General features: G+C 73.4%; 16 protein-coding genes. 6 read left to right on the forward strand and 10 right to left on the reverse strand.

The annotated features are described in order from the left end of the window. Window positions 1–199: 199 nt before the first annotated feature. Window positions 200–1165 (forward strand): acetylxylan esterase, encoded by a 966-nt coding sequence (locus ACFYP4_RS16080; protein ID WP_358852125.1) that lies wholly within the window; start codon window positions 200–202, stop codon window positions 1163–1165. A 55-nt stretch (window positions 1166–1220) separates the two neighbouring features. On the opposite strand, the gene ACFYP4_RS16085 is transcribed toward ACFYP4_RS16080, so the two are convergent. Next, on the reverse strand, window positions 1221–2270 hold the full coding sequence (locus tag ACFYP4_RS16085) for a phosphatidylinositol-specific phospholipase C domain-containing protein (protein WP_358852126.1): 1050 nt from the start codon (window positions 2268–2270) through the stop codon (window positions 1221–1223). Between the two features lie 196 nt (window positions 2271–2466). On the opposite strand from ACFYP4_RS16085, the gene ACFYP4_RS16090 reads away from it, so the two are divergent. The 3 genes from ACFYP4_RS16090 (at window position 2467) to ACFYP4_RS16100 (ending at window position 5726) form a co-directional block, all read left to right on the forward strand. Further along, entirely contained in the window at window positions 2467–3633 is a 1167-nt protein-coding gene (locus tag ACFYP4_RS16090; RefSeq protein ID WP_358852127.1) for a serine hydrolase domain-containing protein, read from the forward strand. Between the two features lie 143 nt (window positions 3634–3776). Further along, complete coding sequence (locus tag ACFYP4_RS16095; RefSeq protein ID WP_358852128.1) at window positions 3777–4502, forward strand: GntR family transcriptional regulator; 726 nt, start codon at window positions 3777–3779, stop codon at window positions 4500–4502. 402 nt (window positions 4503–4904) lie between these two features. Beyond that, window positions 4905–5726 (forward strand): alpha/beta hydrolase, encoded by an 822-nt coding sequence (locus ACFYP4_RS16100; RefSeq protein WP_358852129.1) that lies wholly within the window; start codon window positions 4905–4907, stop codon window positions 5724–5726. 170 nt (window positions 5727–5896) lie between these two features. On the opposite strand, the gene ACFYP4_RS16105 is transcribed toward ACFYP4_RS16100, so the two are convergent. Together ACFYP4_RS16105 and ACFYP4_RS16110 are read right to left on the reverse strand one after the other, a co-directional pair. After that, window positions 5897–6649, reverse strand: coding sequence for a class I SAM-dependent methyltransferase (locus ACFYP4_RS16105; RefSeq protein WP_388785850.1), 753 nt, complete (start codon window positions 6647–6649; stop codon window positions 5897–5899). Window positions 6650–6702: 53 nt separating this feature from the next. After that, window positions 6703–7911, reverse strand: coding sequence for a cytochrome P450 (locus ACFYP4_RS16110; protein ID WP_388786238.1), 1209 nt, complete (start codon window positions 7909–7911; stop codon window positions 6703–6705). 531 nt (window positions 7912–8442) lie between these two features. On the opposite strand from ACFYP4_RS16110, the gene rho reads away from it, so the two are divergent. Together rho and ACFYP4_RS16120 are read left to right on the forward strand one after the other, a co-directional pair. Then, window positions 8443–9582, forward strand: coding sequence for a transcription termination factor Rho (gene rho, locus ACFYP4_RS16115; protein ID WP_358852131.1), 1140 nt, complete (start codon window positions 8443–8445; stop codon window positions 9580–9582). A 91-nt stretch (window positions 9583–9673) separates the two neighbouring features. Beyond that, window positions 9674–10861 (forward strand): D-alanyl-D-alanine carboxypeptidase family protein, encoded by a 1188-nt coding sequence (locus ACFYP4_RS16120; RefSeq protein ID WP_388785852.1) that lies wholly within the window; start codon window positions 9674–9676, stop codon window positions 10859–10861. Between the two features lie 20 nt (window positions 10862–10881). Here the strand turns inward: ACFYP4_RS16120 and ACFYP4_RS16125 are convergent, their stop codons facing one another. The 7 genes from ACFYP4_RS16125 to ACFYP4_RS16155 form a co-directional block, all read right to left on the reverse strand. Continuing rightward, window positions 10882–11823: a glutaminase gene (locus tag ACFYP4_RS16125; protein ID WP_358852133.1), complete on the reverse strand. Its 942-nt coding sequence runs from the start codon at window positions 11821–11823 to the stop codon at window positions 10882–10884. A gap of 62 nt (window positions 11824–11885) precedes the next feature. Beyond that, window positions 11886–12263 carry a fluoride efflux transporter CrcB gene (gene crcB, locus ACFYP4_RS16130; RefSeq protein WP_358852134.1) on the reverse strand — a complete coding sequence of 126 codons (378 nt, stop codon included), beginning with the start codon at window positions 12261–12263 and terminating at the stop codon, window positions 11886–11888. Between the two features lie 73 nt (window positions 12264–12336). Next, a complete protein-coding gene (crcB, locus tag ACFYP4_RS16135) occupies window positions 12337–12840 on the reverse strand; it encodes a fluoride efflux transporter CrcB (RefSeq protein ID WP_388785855.1) in 504 nt (167 codons plus the stop codon). Window positions 12841–13017: 177 nt separating this feature from the next. Continuing rightward, window positions 13018–13998, reverse strand: a complete 981-nt coding sequence (locus tag ACFYP4_RS16140; protein WP_388785857.1) for an SMP-30/gluconolactonase/LRE family protein — start codon at window positions 13996–13998, stop codon at window positions 13018–13020. 47 nt (window positions 13999–14045) lie between these two features. After that, a complete protein-coding gene (locus ACFYP4_RS16145; protein WP_388785859.1) occupies window positions 14046–14324 on the reverse strand; it encodes an ArsR family transcriptional regulator in 279 nt (92 codons plus the stop codon). Window positions 14325–14499: 175 nt separating this feature from the next. Further along, window positions 14500–16068: an arabinogalactan endo-1,4-beta-galactosidase gene (locus ACFYP4_RS16150; protein WP_358852137.1), complete on the reverse strand. Its 1569-nt coding sequence runs from the start codon at window positions 16066–16068 to the stop codon at window positions 14500–14502. Between the two features lie 210 nt (window positions 16069–16278). Beyond that, a complete protein-coding gene (locus ACFYP4_RS16155; protein ID WP_358852138.1) occupies window positions 16279–18300 on the reverse strand; it encodes a beta-galactosidase in 2022 nt (673 codons plus the stop codon). Window positions 18301–18355 lie beyond the last annotated feature (55 nt).

Consider the following 18355-nt stretch of genomic DNA (forward strand, 5'->3'; position numbering starts at 1 on the left):
TCGCCCGTCACCGTTCGCCGCTCGTCACTCTCACCGCCGGCCGCCGGTCATCTGTCCCCGGCCGCCGGGCGTTGCCCGCCTGTCGCTGGTCGCTGGTCGGTGGTCGGTGGTGGCTGGTCGGCGCAAGAGGGCCTGGCGGGCGCGCGTGCCCCGCCCGTACGGTGTGATCATCCGCATCCGATGTCAAAGGTGGTCCTTCATGGCCCTGTTCGACCTCCCCCTCGACGAGCTCCGCGGCTACCGCAGCGCGTCGGCCGAGCCCGAGGACTTCGACGCCTTCTGGGCCAAGACCCTCCAGGAAGCCCGCGAGCACGAGCTGGACGCCCGCTACGAACCGGTCCAGACGCGTCTTCGGACGGTCGAGCAGTTCGACGTGACGTTCGCCGGCTACGGCGGTCACCCGGTCAAGGGGTGGCTGACCCTGCCGGCAGGTACGGACGCGCCGGTTCCCACGGTCGTCGAGTTCGTCGGCTACGGCGGCGGGCGCGGTCTGCCGCACACGCATCTGCTGTGGGCCTCGGCGGGCTTCGCCCACTTCGTCATGGACACCCGGGGTCAGGGCAGTGCCTGGGGCGGCGGCGAGACCCCCGACCCGGTGGGCAGCGCGCCCGCGTTCCCCGGGTTCATGACCCGCGGGGTCGAGGACCCGGAGAGCTACTACTACCGGCGGGTGTACACGGACGCGGTGCGTGCCGTGGAGGCGGCCCGCGCGCACCCCCTGACGGACGCGGCCCGCACCGCCGTCGTCGGTGCGAGCCAGGGCGGCGGCATCAGCATCGCGGTCGGCGGTCTGGTGCCCGACCTGGCGGCGGTCGCGCCGGACGTGCCGTTCCTGTGCGACTTCCCGCGTGCGACGACGCTGACGGACCGCGACCCCTACCGCGAGATCGGCAAGTACCTCAAGACCCACCGCGGCCGTACCGAGCGGGTGATGACCACACTGGCGTACTTCGACGGGGTGCACTTCGCCGCGCGCGGCCGGGCGCCCGCACTGTTCTCGGTGGCGCTGGAGGACCAGACGTGCCCGCCGTCGACCGTCTACGCCGCCTTCAACGCGTGGACGCACGACGACAAGACGATGGAGGTCTACGACTTCAACGACCACGAGGGCGGCGGCCCCTACCAGGAGGCGGCGAAGCTCCGCTGGCTGCCACGGCACCTCTGAGGCGTCCCGGCGGTTGCCGGGACGCCCTGGCGTCACCCGTCGGAGCCGGGGGAACTCAGCCCGCCTTCCCGCGCGGTACGACCGTGGACAGGACGGCGGGCAGCGGGTACCAGTCCGCCGACACCACGCTGGCGTGCCGTCCGGCCAGCAGGGCCACCCGGTCCAGGGCCTGACTCTGCGTCGGACTGGTGCCGTCGATGGCCGGGGCCACGCCGTGGGCGTCGGTCATGACGACCAGGTAGTGCCGCTCGTCGTACCAGGCGGTGTCGATCGAACCGTTGGTGTAGGCGGTGGCGTCGCCGTCGAAGACCACGAACCACGGGCGGATCGTCGGGTCCGTGTACCGGGTGCGCGGGTCGCCCGCGGCGGCACCGTGCACGGCGGGGAAGGCGGCGGCCTCGCGCAGGCGCCCGGCGGCGGCGAGGTCGCGCAGGTGGGTGGCGTACTCGCGGTCCGTCCACAGCGTGTCGGCGGGGTTGCCCTCCTCGACCGTGCCGGGGATCAGCTCGACGACGAACTTGCCCGCGAGGGCGGAGCGGGCGGGCCAGCCGTCGGCGCGGACCGCCGAGTCGAGGTCCGGGTGGGAGGCGACGACGTCGGCGGGGCGGAGCAGTGCGTCGCCGAGCCTGGCGGTGAGCAGGGCGTCCAACTGGGCGGGCCCGCGGCCGTTCCTGCCCTGGAAGCCGTCCTTCATCTCCACCTTGAGCTGGATCGGCCGGTGGCCGGGGTGGGCGTCGTGCCAGGCCCTGATGTCGGCCAGGCAGCCGCCGAGGTCGCGGTTGCGTGTCCTGGTGCGCAGTTCGGAGGCCCGGGCCGCGTTCTCGCAGTTGTTGTCGTTGCCGAGCGGGTTGCTGTGCGAGACCCGCCAGGAGGAGCCGAAGACGTTGGTCCACACGTCGAGTTCCAGCATCCCGGCGCCGGAGTCCAGGGCGTCGGCGAAGTAGGGGAACTTGGCCTTCTCGTAGGCGTTGTGGACGCCCACCCAGGTGGTGGCCGAGTACGCCGGGTCCGCGGCCGTGGAAGGCGGTGAGGCGGCCAGGGCGAGCACGGCTGCCGCCGTCACCGTGAACCCGGTACGCGTCCACGCCTGCGCATGTCTGGGCATGTTTCCCCCTGCCTTCGGAGCTTCGGGTGGTCAACCGCAGTGCAGCGTAGGGGTGTTGGGTGACATGCGGAAGATCGCGGAGTGAAGGACGGGGCGATGCGATCCGGCGGGTTCCCCCCAGTCCGACCAGTCGGTACGTTCATGGGCGCGGAGCGCCGGCCGGTGCTCCGCGGCCACGACGGACGACGGAGGTCCCATGTCCCCGCGAGTACCTCAGGTGCACGGTCACTGCGACGCGCGCTTCTCGGCGGTGCGCACGGCGTTCGAGGAGAACTTCCGCGCGCGCGAGGAGCTCGGCGCGGCGGTGGCCGTCGTCCTCGGCGGGGAGACGGTGGTGGACCTGTGGGGCGGCTGGGCCGATGCCGCCCGCACCCGCCCCTGGGAGAGCGAGACGCTGGTGAACGTCTGGTCGACGTCGAAGGGCCCGACCGCGCTGTGCGCGCACATCCTCGCCGACCGGGGGCTGCTCGACTTCGACGCGCCCGTGGCCGCGTACTGGCCGGAGTTCGCCGCGGCGGGCAAGGAGTCCGTGCTGGTCCGGCACCTGCTGTCGCACCGGGCGGGGCTGTCGGGGCTGCGGGAGCCGCACACCCTGGAGCAGCTCTGTGACTGGGAGCTGACGGTCGCGCGGCTCGCGGCGCAGGAGCCGTGGTGGGAGCCGGGGACGCGGTCCGGGTATCACGCGCTGACCTACGGGTTCCTGGTCGGAGAGGTGGTGCGCAGGGTCTCCGGGCTGCTGCCGGGTGCGTTCCTGGAACGGGAGGTGACGGGGCCACTCGGGATCGACTTCACGATCGGACTGCCCGAGAAGGAGGCCGGCCGGGCGGCCGAGCTGGTGCATCCGCGGGCCGCGACGACGAGCGGACAGGCGGCGGTCTTCGCCGGGTTGGCGCCCGCGGCGCTGGCGGCGCTCGCCAACCCGTCCGTCGGTGCCGCCGAGGCGGGCACCGCGCGGTGGCGGGCGGCGGAGATTCCCGCGGCCAACGGTCACGGCACGGCGCGTGCGGTCGCCGCGCTGTACGGGATCTTCGCCGGGCGGGGCTCGTACGGCTCCCGGCAGGTGCTGTCGGCCAGAGCGGCCGAGCGGGTGCGCGAGGGGCAGGGCAGCTGCCGCGACCTGGTGCTGGGGGCCGGCTTCGCGCACGAGACGGAGCTCGGCCTCGGGCTGTGGCTCAGTGGGCCCAACGGCTCGTACGGGCCCAACCCCAGGGCTTTCGGACACGACGGCTTCGGGGGCTCCTGCGGCCTCGCGGACCCGGAGGCGGGTGTCTCCCTGGGGTACGTGATGAACCGCATGGGCCCGCACATCGCCGACGACCCGCGCAAGACGGCACTGGTGGACGCTCTGTACGGCGCGCTCTGAGGACGTCGGCATTGGGGGGCGGTGCGGGCTGAAATCGGCCGAACCGGCGGGTTGCTCTTCCCTAGTGGTTTAGACCAATGCTAATTGTGGTCGCGCACCGAGCCCGTACGGCTACACCTTGTCACCAAACAGGAGGCGCGGACATGTCCCGCACCGTCCACACGACCGACCACGAACCCCGCTACCGGCGCATCGCGACGCAACTGCTCGACGAACTGCGGGAGGGAAACATCCCGCCGGGCGAACGCCTGCCCGGGGAACGGGATCTGGCGGCGCGTTTCGGCGTCAGCCGCGAGACCGTCCGCCAGGCCCTGCAGATGCTGCGCGGCAGCGGGCTGGTCTCCACGGACCGGCGCGGCAGCCATGCCACGCTGCCCGGGACCACCGTCGAGCACGTGCCCTCCCTGGACTTCCCCGTCGGGGCGCACACCGCCGAACCGTGCGCCGTGCACCGGACCAGCGTCACCTGGGAGGCTCCCCCGCCGGAGCACGCCAGGGCGCTGGGTCTCGCCCCGCGGCGGCCGACGCTGGTCCACCGCTACGAGTCGGCAGCCGCGGACGGGACCGGCCTGCGGACGGCCGTGACGTCCTTCTCCGCGGTCGCCCTCGCCGAGGTCGAGGAGCTGGCCCGCTACCGCGACCGCGCGGACGGCAGCGGTTCGGCGCACCTGCGGCGGGCCTACGACTGGATGCGCAGGGCGGGTCTGACCCTGCACCACCGGGACTCCATCTCGCAGCTGCCCCGGTCGGTGCGGGTCACCCGTCGGGTGCACGACCAGTACGACCGGCCGCTGGAGATCACGGACCTGGTCGTGGAGACCCAGCAGGACGCGCTCGTGTACGAGTTCACCCTGCCCGCGGCCGGGTGACGTCCCGCGCCTCCCTGCCGGGACGTACACGGACACCGGCGTGGTGAGCGCCCGGTCGTGGGTTCTCGTGGACCGCGTGACGGAGGCCGTCCGGACGGCGGCCGGCTCCCCGGCCGCGCGGGAGAGCCGCCGCTCGTGACGTCACGGGCGGCGGACGGGGGACGCACCCCGTGCCGGTCGGCGGCGACATGCAGTCATCTGACAGATCCCTCGACGGCCCCGAACGCCTAACGTGCTGGACAGGGGCGCGTCCCGCGCCCGGCCCGGTGCGGCGCCCGACGGGCCCCGTCCGCGCGCCGACCGACCACGTCGCCGTCCCTGCGCCGAGTGGCCCGGCCCGGCGCACGGCCACCGGCCTCACCCGACCGGACGCACCGCGTCCCACTTCCGAAAGGCAACACCATGAGCACGTTCACCACGTCGGACGGCACCGACATCTTCTACAAGGACTGGGGCAGCGGGCAGCCGGTCGTCTTCAGCCACGGCTGGCCGCTCAACGCCGACACCTGGGACGGACAGCTGCGCCTGGTGGCCGAGAACGGCTTCCGGGCCATCGCCCACGACCGCCGCGGGCACGGCCGCTCCGCACAGTCGTGGCAGGGCAACCACATGGACCAGTACGCCGACGACCTGGCCGAGCTCATCGAGAAGCTCGACCTCACCGACGTCGTCCTGGTCGGTCACTCGACCGGCGGCGGCGAGGTGGCCCGCTACATCGGCCGGCACGGGTCCGGCCGGGTCGCCAAGGTGGTGCTGCTGGGTGCCGTGCCGCCGCTGATGCTGAAGACGGACGCGAACCCCGAGGGCACGCCCCTGGAGGTCTTCGACGGGATCCGCGCCGGGGTCGAGGCGGACCGTTCGCAGTTCTACTGGGACCTGAGCGAGTCGTTCTTCGGCTTCAACCGCCCCGGCGCCGCGGTCTCCGAGGGCATGCGCCGCGCCTTCTGGCTGTGGAGCATGCAGGCCGGCGTGAAGGCCGCCTACGACTGCGTCAAGCAGTTCTCGGAGACCGACTTCACCGAGGACCTGGCGCGCATCGACGTGCCGACGCTCGTCGCGCACGGCGACGACGACCAGATCGTGCCGATCGGCGCCGCCGCCCACAAGACGGCCGAGCTGGTCAAGGACGCCACCCTCAAGGTCTACCCGGGCGCCCCGCACGGCCTGGTGGGCGAGTACGAGAAGGCGTTCAACACCGACCTGCTGGCCTTCATCAAGAGCTGACGCGGGCCCGGTGACGTCCCTCGCGGAGGATGTCACCGGGGCAGGTCACCCGGCCGTCCGGAACCCTCCGGGTCCCGGGCGGCCGGCCGTCTCCACAGACCCGCACCCGTGCCCGGCAGCGGCATCCCCGGGTGGAGGGCGTGGTCGGCACCGGGGGCCGACGGGTGTGCTCAGCCGGGTGTCGTCGCGTCCGTGCGCGTGGCGACGACCATGCGGCAGCGCGGGCTGCCGTCCCGCCTGCGTCCGAACTCGGGCAGGGCGTGCAGCTCGACCGCGAAGCCCGCCCGTTCCAGCTCCCGCCGCACGTCACCCAGTCGGAAGGCCCGGTAGTACATCACGAACGGCGGACGCCGGACGGCGTTGCGCACCCGCATCGCCGCGTCGAAGCCGAGCAGGGCCCAGTACCAGGGAGAGCTCGGCGGGGCCGGGGCGGCGACGGGGAACGCGAAGCGACCGCCCGGCCGCAGGACGGCGTGCACCCCGCGGAAGAGGCCCGGCAGCTCCCGCGGCAGGAAGTGCCCGAACGCCCCGAAGCTGACGACGAGATCGAAGGCCGGTCCGAAGGGGAGGGCACGGGCGTCGCCGCGCACCCAGGAGACGCGCGGTGCGCCGGTCCTCGTAGGGCCCGGATGCCGCTCCCGTGCCACCGCCAGCATCCCCGCACTGAGGTCGACACCGGTAACGCTCCGGCCGCACAGCTCGCCCAGCACCGACAGGCCGGCGCCGGTGCCGCAGCACAGGTCGAGCCCGTGACCGAAGGGCTTGAACCGGCCGAGCGCCCGTGCCACGGCGTCGAGGATCGCGTCGGGTGTCCGGAACGGGGTGTGGTCGAATTTCGGCGCGAGCAGGTCGTAGCCGTGCTCGACGGACGAGAGGGCCTGAACGGCCAGTTCGCGCAGGGTCGGACCCTCGGGAGTGAACATCGCGTGCAGCTTACGACGATCGGAGTGCGCCGGCACCGCGCACGCCGACGCACTCAGAGGCGTACGGGCAGTTCGCGCACGCTGTTGCCGACGAAACTGGAGGACCGCGGGAGTTCCCGTTCGGGCACGGCGAGGTCGAGGTCCGGGAAGCGGGCGAACAGCCGTTCAAGGGCGATGGTCGCCTCCATCCGGGCCAGCGGGGCGCCGAGACAGTAGTGCGCCCCGTGCCCGAGGGAGAGATTCCGTACGGCACCGGGCCTGCGCGGCCGGGTCACGTCGAACCGGCCGGCGTCCGCCCCGTGCGCGGCCGGATCGCGCCCGGCGGCGGAGTAACCGGCCAGCACCGGCGTGCCCTTGGGGATGAGCGTGCCGTCGACCGTCAGGTCCCGCACCGGATAGCGGAACGGGAAGTAGCTGACCGGCGCGTCCCAGCGCAGCGTCTCGTCGACCACGTCCGGCCAGCCCGCCGCACCGTCCCTGACCGCCTCCAGCTGGTCCCGGTGACCGCACAGCGCGCGCACGGCGTTCGTGATGAGGTTCAGTGTGGTCTCGTGCCCCGCGATGACCATCAGCAGCAGGGTGCCGATGAGTTCCGGCCGGCTGAGCCGCCCGCCGTCCTCGTCGCGGGCGGCTGTCAGCGCGCTGGTCAGGTCGTCGCCCGGCTGCTCCGCCCGAGCCGCCGCCACGGCGCTCAGCACGTCCACCAGTTCGCGGTTCGCGGCGACGGCCTCCTCGGGCCCGATGTCCGTGGCAACCACCTTGTTCGACAGATGGTGCAGGGTGTCCCGGAACTCGGCGTCGACGCCGAGGAGTTCGCCGATGACCCCCATCGGCAGCGGCAGCGCGAAGTGCCGCCGCAGATCCGCGACTCCGCCTCCCGCGTCCGCCGCCGCTCCCAGGTCGTCGAGCAGCCGGGCGGTCAACTCCTCGACCCTCGGCCGCAGTTCCTCGACCCTCCGGGGCGTGAACGCCTTGCTCACCAGCGCCCGGAGCCGCCGGTGGTCCTCGCCGTCGGCGGTCGTCATTCCCTGGACGGTGGCGAAGGTCAGCAGGGGCCAGCCGTCGGCGATCCGTCCCTCCCGGAGCGCGGTGAAGTGCCGGGCGCTCTTGGCCACGTCGGGATGGGCGAGGAACTCCTTCAGCACGTCGTGCCCGAGCACGGCCACGCCCTCGACCCCACCGGGCAGGACGACGTGCGCGACCGTGCCGCGCGCCAGCAGTCGCGCGTTGGCCGCGTGCGGGCAGCCGCCGGCCGCATCCATGGTGTGCGGCACTCCGGGCGTGGTCTCCACCGGTTTCTCCTGACGGGCATGGGGAGTTGGGCCGTACGGGGCCGATTCTGCCCGCTCGTATCGCGGCGCACCAGGCCGGTGGGGAACGGACGGACCACCCCGTGCGGACCACCCCGTGCGGACCACCCTCGTGCGGACCACCCTCGTGCGGACCACCCTCGTGCGGGCCGCCCAACCCGTCGCCGCCCGCACCGGACCGAGCCGCCCCCACTCACCCCGCCCTGTGTGGTATCGTTCCATCAGCACTTGTGTACACCCCTTCTCGGGGTGCCGGTGCGGAATCCCTCTCCTCCAGCTGTAGCGCCCGTCCTTCGCGGACCGGCGGTCCCGGCTTCCCGGCAGCACCTCCCGCGCACGGACACGGACGTCTTCGTCGTCCTCTTCCGTCCGTCGCACCCGTGGTGACGCCTTCCTGCCGCACGAGGCGTGAACAACGCCGCCTCTCCGGCCCTCCCCTCCCCCTCTCGTGACCTGATGAATCCGTCCTGGAAAGGACCTCGCATGACCACCGCACTCGAACACCCCCCGGTGCAGAAGCAGCTCCCGACGCAGGCCTGCGGCATCCTCGACATCGCGCACAACGGGCAGGGGCACCTGCGCCGGGCGAGCTGCGAGGCCACGCCGTCCGACGTGCAGGTCCCCGCCGCGCTCATCCGCCGGCACGGACTGCGCACGGGCGACACCCTCGAAGGCGTACGCGGCGCGGCCCGCGCTCTCGCCGAGGTGCGGGCGGTCAACGGCCGCGACCTCCAGGAGCTGCGCCACCGCCCGCACTTCCGCGACCTCACCCCGCTGCACCCCCGCGAGCGGCTCCGCCTGGAACACCCGGCGAGCGGCCTGACCGGACGCGTCGTCGACCTCCTGGCGCCCGTCGGCAAGGGCCAGCGCGGCCTGATCGTGGCGCCGCCCAGGACCGGCAAGACGGTGCTGCTCCAGCAGATCGCCGCGGCCGTCGCCGGCAACCACCCGGAGTGCCATCTCATGGTGGTGCTGCTCGACGAGCGGCCCGAGGAGGTCACCGACATGCGCCGCTCGGTACGCGGCGAGGTGTTCGCCTCGACCTTCGACCGGACACCGAAGCAGCACATCGCGCTCGCCGAACTCGTCGTCGAGCGGGCGAAGCGGCTCGTCGAGGCGGGACAGGACGTCGTCATCCTCCTGGACTCCCTCACCCGGCTGTGCCGGGCCCACAACAACGCGGCCGCCGCCGGTGGCCGCACCCTCAGCGGCGGCGTCGACGCGTCCGCGCTCCAGCGCCCCAAGCAGCTCTTCGGCGCCGCACGCCTGGCCGAGGAGGGCGGTTCCCTCACAATCCTCGCCACGGCCCTGGTCGAGACCGGTTCCCGCGCCGACGACTTCTTCTTCGAGGAACTCAAGGGCACCGGCAACATGGAACTGCGCCTGGACAGGACACTCGCCTCCCGGCGCGTCTTCCCGGCCGTCGACATCGCCCCTTCCGGCACCCGGCGCGAAGAACTCCTGCTGCCCGCACCCGAGTTGGCGGCCGTACGGGGACTGCGCCGCGCCCTGCAGACGCGGGACACGCAGGCGAACCTCGAAACCCTCCTGGAGCGGCTGCGCGCCACCCCGGGAAACGCGGCCTTCCTGCGCCAGGTCCAGCCGACACTGCCCGCGGCCTGACACCCGCCCACATGCGGCATCCGGGTGCTGGAACCCGGCGGCCCGGCCCTGGCACCCCGGCGGACGGCGCAACCATTCCTACGTTGATCATATGACCATCGGATTCTCAACCCGTATTGCCGTCTCGTGCTCCGTCGCCTGCGCGATCGGCGTGCTGGCCCTCGCCCCGGACCCGGCCGTCGCCCGCGCCGGGACGGACCCGGGAGCGGCGGGACCCGCGGCCTCGCCGCCACCCTCGCTGTACCGCTCCGGAACCCAGGTCCTGCCCCTCGCCGGGGCGCCGGCGCTCCCCCAGGTGTCCGCGCTCTCGTGGGTGGTGGCGGACGCCCGCACGGGTGAGGTGCTCGCCGGGCACGACGCGCACCGGCCGCTGCCGCCCGCCAGCACCCTCAAGACCCTTTTCGCGCTCACCGTGCTGCCTGTCCTGCCCGGCGGCGTCGAACACACCGTCACGGAGGCCGAGCTGACGGGGATCGGCGACGGCAGCAGCCGGGTCGGGGTCGCCGAGGGGCGCACCTACCGCGTCGCCGACCTGTGGCGCGGCGTCTTCCTGAACTCGGGCAACGACGCCGTGCACGTCCTGGCGTCCCTGAACGGCGGCTGGCGTGCCACGGCGGCCCAGATGCAGGCCAGGGCACATGCCCTCGGCGCGCTCGACACCCGGGTCGTCTCCCCCGACGGTTACGACGCCCCCGGCCAGGTCTCGTCGGCGTACGACCTCGCCGTGTTCGGCCGGGCCGGGCTGCGCAACCCGGACTTCGCCCGGTACTGCGCCACCGTGCGGGCCAGCTTTCCCGCGGGCGGATGGGCGTACGACATCCAGAACACCAACCGGCTGCTCACCGGCGCGGACGGCGTCGCACCGTATCCGGGCCTGATCGGGGTGAAGAACGGCTACACCAGCAACGCGGGCAGTACGCTCGTGGCCGCCGCGCGACGGGGCGGGCGCACGCTCGTCGTCACCGTGATGAACCCTCAGGCGGGCGGCTCCCGCGCCGTGTACGAGGAGGCCAGGTCGCTGCTCGACTGGGGCTTCGCCGCCGCCGGCCGGGTCACCGCGGTCGGTTCCCTCGTGCCGGCCCGGACCGCCGCGGCCGTCGCGTCGCCGCCCGCCCCGGCGACAGCGCAGGCCGGTCCCGCCGCGCCGCCTCCCCGCCCCACCGCCCCTGGCGGCACCGGCTGGCCGGAGGCGGCGGTGATCGCGGGCGCGGCCGGCGCGGGCGCGGGCGCGGTGGCCCTCGCCCTGCGGCTGCTGGGCGGCCGGGCCACGCGCGGCTGACCCGGCGCCGGTGGCGGACCTCAGAACACCGACAGTCCCGTCAGCGTGGTGAAACGGTCGAGGGCCGCGACCCCGGCCACCGAGTTGCCCCGTTCGTCGAGTCCCGGGCTCCACACGCACAGCGTGCACCGGCCCGGTACGACCGCGATGATGCCCCCGCCGACGCCGCTCTTGCCGGGCAGCCCGACACGGTAGGCGAAGTCCCCCGCCGCGTCGTACGTGCCGCAGGTCAGCATGACCGCGTTGACCTGCTTGGCCTGGCTGCGGGTCAGCAGCCGGGAGCCGTCGGCGCGCACCCCGTGACGGGCCAGGAAACCGGTGGCGAGCGCGAGATCGGCACAGGATGCCTCGACCGAGCACTGCCGGAAGTACTGCTCCAGCAGGACGGGCACCGCGTTGCCGATGTTCCCGTACGCCGCCATGAAGTGACCGAGGGCCGCGTTGCGGTCGCCGTGCGCCGCCTCGGAGGCGGCGACCTCCGGGTCGAAGGTGAGGTCCCGGTTGCCGCTCTCGGCCCGCAGGAACTCCAGCAGCGTGTTCGCCGCGTCACCGGTCTGGGTCTGAAGGCGGTCGGTGACGACGAGCGCGCCCGCGTTGATGAACGGATTGCGCGGGATGCCGTTCTCGTACTCCAGCTGCACCAGGGAGTTGAAGGGGTTGCCGGACGGTTCGCGGCCCACGTGCTCCCAGAGCTCGTCGCCCTCCCGGGCCAGGTCGAGCGCCAGCGTGAAGACCTTGGTGATCGACTGCGCGGAGAACGGCTGCCGCCAGTCCCCCACGCCGTACACCGTGCCGTCCAGTTCCGCGACGGCCATGCCGAACCGGCGCGGGTCGCAGGCGGCCAGCGCCGGGATGTAGTCGGCGGGCCGCCCGCGGCCGGGTCGCTGCGCGATCTCGGTGGCGATGCGTTCGAGCACCGGCTGGAAGGTGAGGGCGGACGAGGACACGGACATGATCGCCATTGTGCCGCGCGCCGGGCCCGGGGGGCTCGCCCCGGACGGCCCCGCCGACTCTCCGGCTCAGGTCACCGGGGCCACCAGGTCTCGGCCAGGGCGGCCCCGGCGAACGCGGCGCCCAGTCCCGTCACCACGCTCGCGACGACGTTGGCGGCCGCGTGCAGCCGGGCACCGTCCTCGGCCAGCCGCAGCGTCTCGTAGGAGAAGGTCGAGTACGTGGTGAGCGCGCCGCACAGGCCGGTGCCGAGAAGCAGCTGGAGGTGCGACGTCGCGGCGCCCGCGGCGGTGGCGCCGGTCAGCAGGCCGAGGATCAGACAGCCGGCGGTGTTCACCGTGAAGGTGCCCCAGGGGAGGACCGTGTCGTGCCGGGACTGCACCGCGCGGTCGGTCAGGTAGCGCAGCGGGGCGCCGACCATGCCGCCGGCGATGACGAGCAGCCAGTTCACCGCGACCTCATACCTTTCCCGCCCGTCCTGACGGACTCGTCTTCCCGGTCGGCGTGCCGGACGCGCGCGTTCGTCATCGGTGCCTCCCGGTCAGGGTGCGGCGCGTCGCCGTCACCGCGAGCCACACCGCCGCCAGCGCCGCGCAGGGGGTCGCGGCGAGGTAGGCGAACCCGGTGGGGGCGTGCCCCGCGTCGGCCAGGCGCTGGGTGTCGACGGCGTACGTCGAGAAGGTGGTGAAGCCGCCGAGCACCCCGGTGCCGAAGAACGGCCGGACCAGCCGGGGGGCCGCCCACACGTCGGTGATCAGCACCATGAGGACGCCGATGACGGCGCAGCCCACGACGTTGACCCCGAACGTGGTCCACGGGAAACCGCCGGTCTGCGCGGGCCACAGCAGCGACGCGCCGTACCGGGCGGCGGCGCCGATGCCGCCGCCGAGGGCGACCGCCGCGACGACCGGCCCCTGACCGCCCCAGAACGGACGCCAGGGGGCGGGCAGCGCGTCGTCCGGACCCGCGAGGGCGGAAGGGCCCCCGTCCGGGGGTGCGTCGGCCCGCTCGGGGTGCGGCACTGACATGGACGTACGACTCCTGCTCGCCGGGGCTCGGTCGGCCGGGTGCGCGCCATCGCGCTGGGGGGACCGTTGGCGGCGCCTGTGCCGCCGTTCGGTTACGGCGGGCACCATCACCGCGCCGCGGACCGGATCGTGGCCGGTGACCAGCGTAGCCCCGGCGGCGTTGCTCCCGCACTCGGGTCAGTCCGCGGCGGCGGGCGGCTCGCAGACGGCGAGGCCCTTCTCCCACAGGCTGCCCAGGACGAGCAGGCCGTCGGCCTCGCACACGCTGGTGACCATGCGGAAGCCCGCGTGGCGGCGCTCCAGGTGGTGCACGGTCCGGCCCTGGTCATCGAAGGCCAGGACACCGGCGAACCCGGTCGGACGGAAGGGGGCGCGTACCGCCACCCGGGCCGCGGCGCGGCGCACGGCGGGGCCGCGCCGGTGCAGGAAGCCCAGGCCGGCGACGCGGGGGCCGGCCGGCGCCACCCAGATGAGGCCCCCGGGCGCGCGCCAGATGTTGTCCGGCTGCCCGGGGAGGTCGTCGGCGAAGGTCTCGCTCCGCCCGGCCCGCGGTCCGGTGAGCCGGTGGCGGGTGAGGCGGGCGGCCCCGGTCTCCGCGACGACCAGGAACGACTCGTCGGCCGCGGCCGCGAGGCCGTTGGCGAACTGGAGCCCCTCCAGGACCACTTCGGGTTCGGTGTCCCCCGGCGCGAGGCGCGGCAGGCGTCCGGTTCCCGTGTGCTCGACGAGGTCGCCGATCCAGTGTTCGAGGGGGTGGTGCCGGCTGGAGACGGTGAAGTAGACGGTTACGTCGGAGAGCGCGATCACGTTGCTGCAGGAGCGGAGGGTCTCGCCGGCCACCGAGTCGGCGAGGACGCGCACGGTCCCGTCGTCGAGGCGGACCCGCAGCAGTCCTCGGCGCGCGTCGCACACCAACAGGTCGCCGTCCGGGAGCAGTTCGAGACCCAGGGCTCTGCCGCCGGTCTCCGCGAGCACCTCGACGCGGGCGGGACCGGCGCTCGTGAGGCCGTCGACGCGCAGGATGCGCCCGTCCTCGTCACCGCTGAGCACCCGGCCCCGGGCGTCGGCGACCACGTCCTCGGGGCCACGGCCGCCGATTCCGACGTACCGTCGGGGGGTGAGCGCGGCGGGGCGGCCGGTGCCGGGCGGGTGAGCCATGCACCTCTGCCTTTCGTCGTGGGGGCGGTTCCCGCGGCGGTGCGCGGCTACCAGCCCTTCTCGAAGAGGTGCTTGACCTCGGCGATGCGGTACTCGTCACGACGGTAGACGGTGCGTCCCCCGGTGCGCTCGGCGCGCAGCAGCCCGAGCCGGGCGAGGAGGTCCAGGTGCGCGCTCGCGACGGGAAGGCTCATGCCGAGCGCGGCGGCGACCGAGGTGGAGCTGACGCCGTCCGCGTCCCGGTCGCGCGGCGTCGCGGATCCGGCGGGGTTCCTCATCCACTCCAGGATCTCCAGGCGGTCCTCACCGGCGGGCACCTTCAGCATCTCGTCCCCCTCCGTCGCTGGCTTCTCGGTCCACTGTCCCGCGTCCGGAGGTGACGTGCAGGGCCCTTGTGTCCTTTGCCGGGGGCCCTAGGGGCAGAAACAGCCAACGGGGCGTCGTGGCGGGCCGGTGCCACCTCGAGGGCCCGGCTGCCCCGGCAGCCGGGCCCTCACACGCTCAGCGGTGACTGAACCACGACATGGCCGGAAGCGCCTTGTCGTCGTAGTCGAAGAGCGCCTGGTTCTCCCAGCCGTTCCCCGAGGCCGGGTCCGTGGGGTCCCAGCCGTTGCCGGTGACGGCGGTCCAGGTGGCCTCCCAGTAGAAGACACCGAGTCCGCGGCCGTTCGGGACGGCCTCCACGATGCTCGTCACGTCCCGCATCCAGGCGGTCTGCCCGGCCGGCGAGGCGGCGTAGCCGGGGACCAGCTCACCGGTGGTGTCGATGATGTTGGTGAGCGGGTCGTCGCTGTCCAGGCGGAACGGGTAGGCCGTCTCGGCGACGAAGACGGGCTTGCCGTAGCGGGCCGCGGCGTCGTCCAGGGTGGTCTGGAAATCGGCGAACGAACCGTGCCAGTAGCCGTAGTACGACAGGCCGACGGCGTCGAAGCGCACGCCGTTCGCGACCGCGCTGTCGAACCACCAGCGGGTGCCCGCCAGGTCGCCGCCCTTGGCGAGGTGCAGGGCCACGACGGTCGACGAGGAGACCGCCTTGGCGGCGCTGTAGCCGGAGTTGAGCAGTCCGGCGAGCTGGGGCCAGTTGTCCGTCGAGCCCTCGGACCAGAGCATGCCGGCGTTGGTCTCGTTGCCGATCTGCACCATGTCGGCGGTGGTGCCCTGCGCCTTCAGGGCGTTGAGGACGTCGTACGTGTGGTTGTACACGTCCGTCTTGAGCAGGCTGTACGAGTGGCCCGACCACGCCGCCGGTTTGGTCTGGGCGCCGGGATCGGCCCAGGTGTCCGAGTAGTGGAAGTCGACCAGGAGCTTCATGCCCTGGGCCTTGACGCGCTTGGCGAGGGCGAGGACGCGCGTCTTGTTGTTGTAGCCGTCGGCCGGGTTCACCCAGACCTTGAGGCGGGCGTAGTTCATACCGGCGGACTTGAGGAGGGCGAGCGCGTCGCCCTTCGCGCCGGAACCGCTCCTGTAGACACCGCCGAGGGCCTCGCTCTTGGCGAGTGAGGAGATGTCGGCGCCCTTGACCGGGACCGCGGTGGCGCCGGAGGTGAAGGTCAGGTCGTCGACGTTGATCCAGTTGCCCGCGCCGGCGTCGGAGTTGACGCTGATCGTGCACTGGTTGTTCGTCACGGCGACGGAGGTGACGATCCGGATCCAGCCGCTGCTGGAGACGGGCAGGTCGGTGCGCTGCTCCGCGCTGCCGCAGCCCTTCAGCGCGAGGTAGGCCGAATTCTGGCCGCCGCCGGAGCGCACCCAGGCGGTGAGGGTGTACTTCCCGTTGGTGAGGCCGGACAGGTACTGGTAGGTCTCGACCTTGTAGGCGGAGGACGACCAGTGGGTGAGGCGGTAGCCGCCGCTGTGGCCGCCGGCCTCGGTGAACGAGGCGGCGTTCCGGCCGGCCGCGGAGTACGTCGACCAGCCGGTGGGTGTCGCCGTCCCGCTGCCGTTGGACTCGAAACCGCCGTTGGTGAGGGTGGCGGCGGCGTGGGCCGGGGCGGCGGGGAGGGTGGTGAGGGCCAGACCCGCGAAGAGCGGTATCAGCAGGGTCCGTAGGGCGCGTCTCGCGTGGAACATCGTCGTCCCTTCGACGAAGGCGGGGAGACAGGGGGCGAGCGGTGCCGTGACCGAAGGCCCGGACACGGCACCGCCGTGACCGGCCGGATGTCCCCCCGGAGTCCGGCCGGTGTCTGAGGGGGCGGGCCGTCGACGCACGGCACGGCCGTCGTCGGGTGGGTCGGCCCGCCCGGGGATGCGGTGCGTCTGCGGGCCGCGCCGCACCGGGGGTCAGCCGTCGAGTCGTACGACCCGGACCGCGCCCGCGGGAACCGCGAGGCGGCCGGCGGCGCGCTCGCCCGTCAGCAGCTCGGTGCCGTGGGCGTCCAGCGGGACCTTGGCGTCCGACGCGGTGTGGTTGACGGCGAAGACGTAGGTGCCCGACTCGCCGCTGCGGCGCACCACTTCGACGTCGCGCGGCAGGTCGGCGCGCGGTGCGATCCCGGCGTCGTCGGCGGCCCAGCCCAGCAGGGCGTCGAGCCCCCGGGCGGCCAGGCGGGTGGACACGTACCAGGCCGAACCCCCGCCCAGGCGGTGCCGGGTGACGGCCGGCCGGCCCGCGGCGAGGCCGTCGGCGTACGTGCACACGGTCTCGGCGCCGCGGGGCACGACGAACTCGGTCCAGACGTCGCCGGTGAGTTCGCGGCCGTCGGGTCCGGTGACGCGCACCCGGTCGTCGGCGAGCAGCGGCGAGAACTCCTCGACGGTCAGGCCGAGTACGTCCCGCAGCGCCCCCGGGTACGCGCCGTCATGCACGGCGTCGTGCTCGTCGACGATGCCGGAGAAGTACGAGACGACGAGGGTGCCGCCGTTCTCGACGTACGCGCGCACGTTCCTGCCGGCGGTCTCCGTCATCAGGTACAGGGCGGGTACGACGACAAGGGGATAGGGCGACAAGTCGGCTTCCGGGTGGGCGAAGTCGACCGTGAGGTGCCGGTCGTAGAGCGCCTCGTAGAACGCGTCGGCGCGCTCGCGGGCGTCGTGGTCCTCGCTGGGCCGCCACTGGAGGCCCTGCGCCCACCAGGACTGCCAGTCCCAGAGCATCGCGGCGTCGGCGACCGTGCGCGTGCCCTTGAGAGAGGCCAGCGACTCGACGGCCGAGCCGAGTTCGACGACCTCGCGCCACACCCGCGAGTCCGTGCCGGCGTGCGGCAGCATCGCCGAGTGGAACTTCTCGGCACCGCGGCGTGACTGCCGCCACTGGAAGAACATCGCGCCCTCGGAGCCGCGGGCCACGTGTGCCAGGGAGTTGCGGGCCATCTGGCCGGGGGCCTTCGCGGGGTTGCGCGGCTGCCAGTTCACCCCCGACGTCGAGTGTTCGAGCAGCAGCCAGGGCGCGCCGCCGCCCACCGAGCGGGTGAGGTCGGCGGCCATGGCGAGGTTCACGTGGGTGCGGCGGCCGTCGGTGATCAGGTAGTGGTCGTTGGTGACGAGGTCGACCTCGCGGCCCCAGGCCCAGTAGTCGATGGAGTCGCACTGGCTCAGGGCGGTCATGAAGTTGGTGGTGACGGGGATGCCGGGCGCGAGGCGGTGCAGGATGTCCCGCTCGGCGACGAAGTTCTCGCGCAGGGTGGCGTCCGCGAACCGCCTGTAGTCCAGGGCCTGGGCAGGATTGCCGACCGTGGGGGTCGCGCGCGGCGGGTTGACCTCGTCGATCGTGGCGTAGCGCTGGCCCCAGAAGGCGGTGCCCCAGGCCTCGTTGAGCGCGTCCACGGTCCCGTACGCGCGGGTGAGCCAGCGGCGGAAGTGTGCGGCGCAGCTCTCGCAGTAGCAGGCGGAGACCGGCACGCCGTACTCGTTGTGGACGTGCCACAGGGCGAGCGCCGGGTGGTCGGCGTACCTCGTGGCGAGCCGGGTGGTGACGGCTGCGGCGGCCCTGCGGTAGTCGGCGTTGCTGTGGCAGATGGCGCCGCGCGAGCCGAACTCGTAGCGGGTGCCGTCGGCGGCCACCGGCAGCGCTTCGGGGTGGGCGCGGTAGAACCAGGCGGGCGGAGCCACGGTCGGCGTGCCGAGGTCGGCCCGGATGCCGTTCTCGTGGAGCAGGTCGAGGACGCGGTCCAGCCAGCCGAACTCGTAGGCGCCCGGCGCGGGTTCGAGGAGCGCCCAGGAGAAGATCCCGACGCTCACCATCGTGACGCCGGCCTCCCGCATCAGCCGGACGTCCTCGCGCCAGACGGACTCCGGCCACTGCTCGGGGTTGTAGTCCCCACCGAAGGCGAGCCCGGTGAGGCCCTTCGGGGTGGTCTCCGGCATGGATCTCTCCCGTTTGGTCGATCATTTGGGAACGTGCACAGACATCGCCGACGGC

Origin of the sequence: Streptomyces sp. NPDC005551 (assembly GCF_042871785.1) — a bacterium.
In the GTDB taxonomy this organism is placed as follows: domain Bacteria; phylum Actinomycetota; class Actinomycetes; order Streptomycetales; family Streptomycetaceae; genus Streptomyces.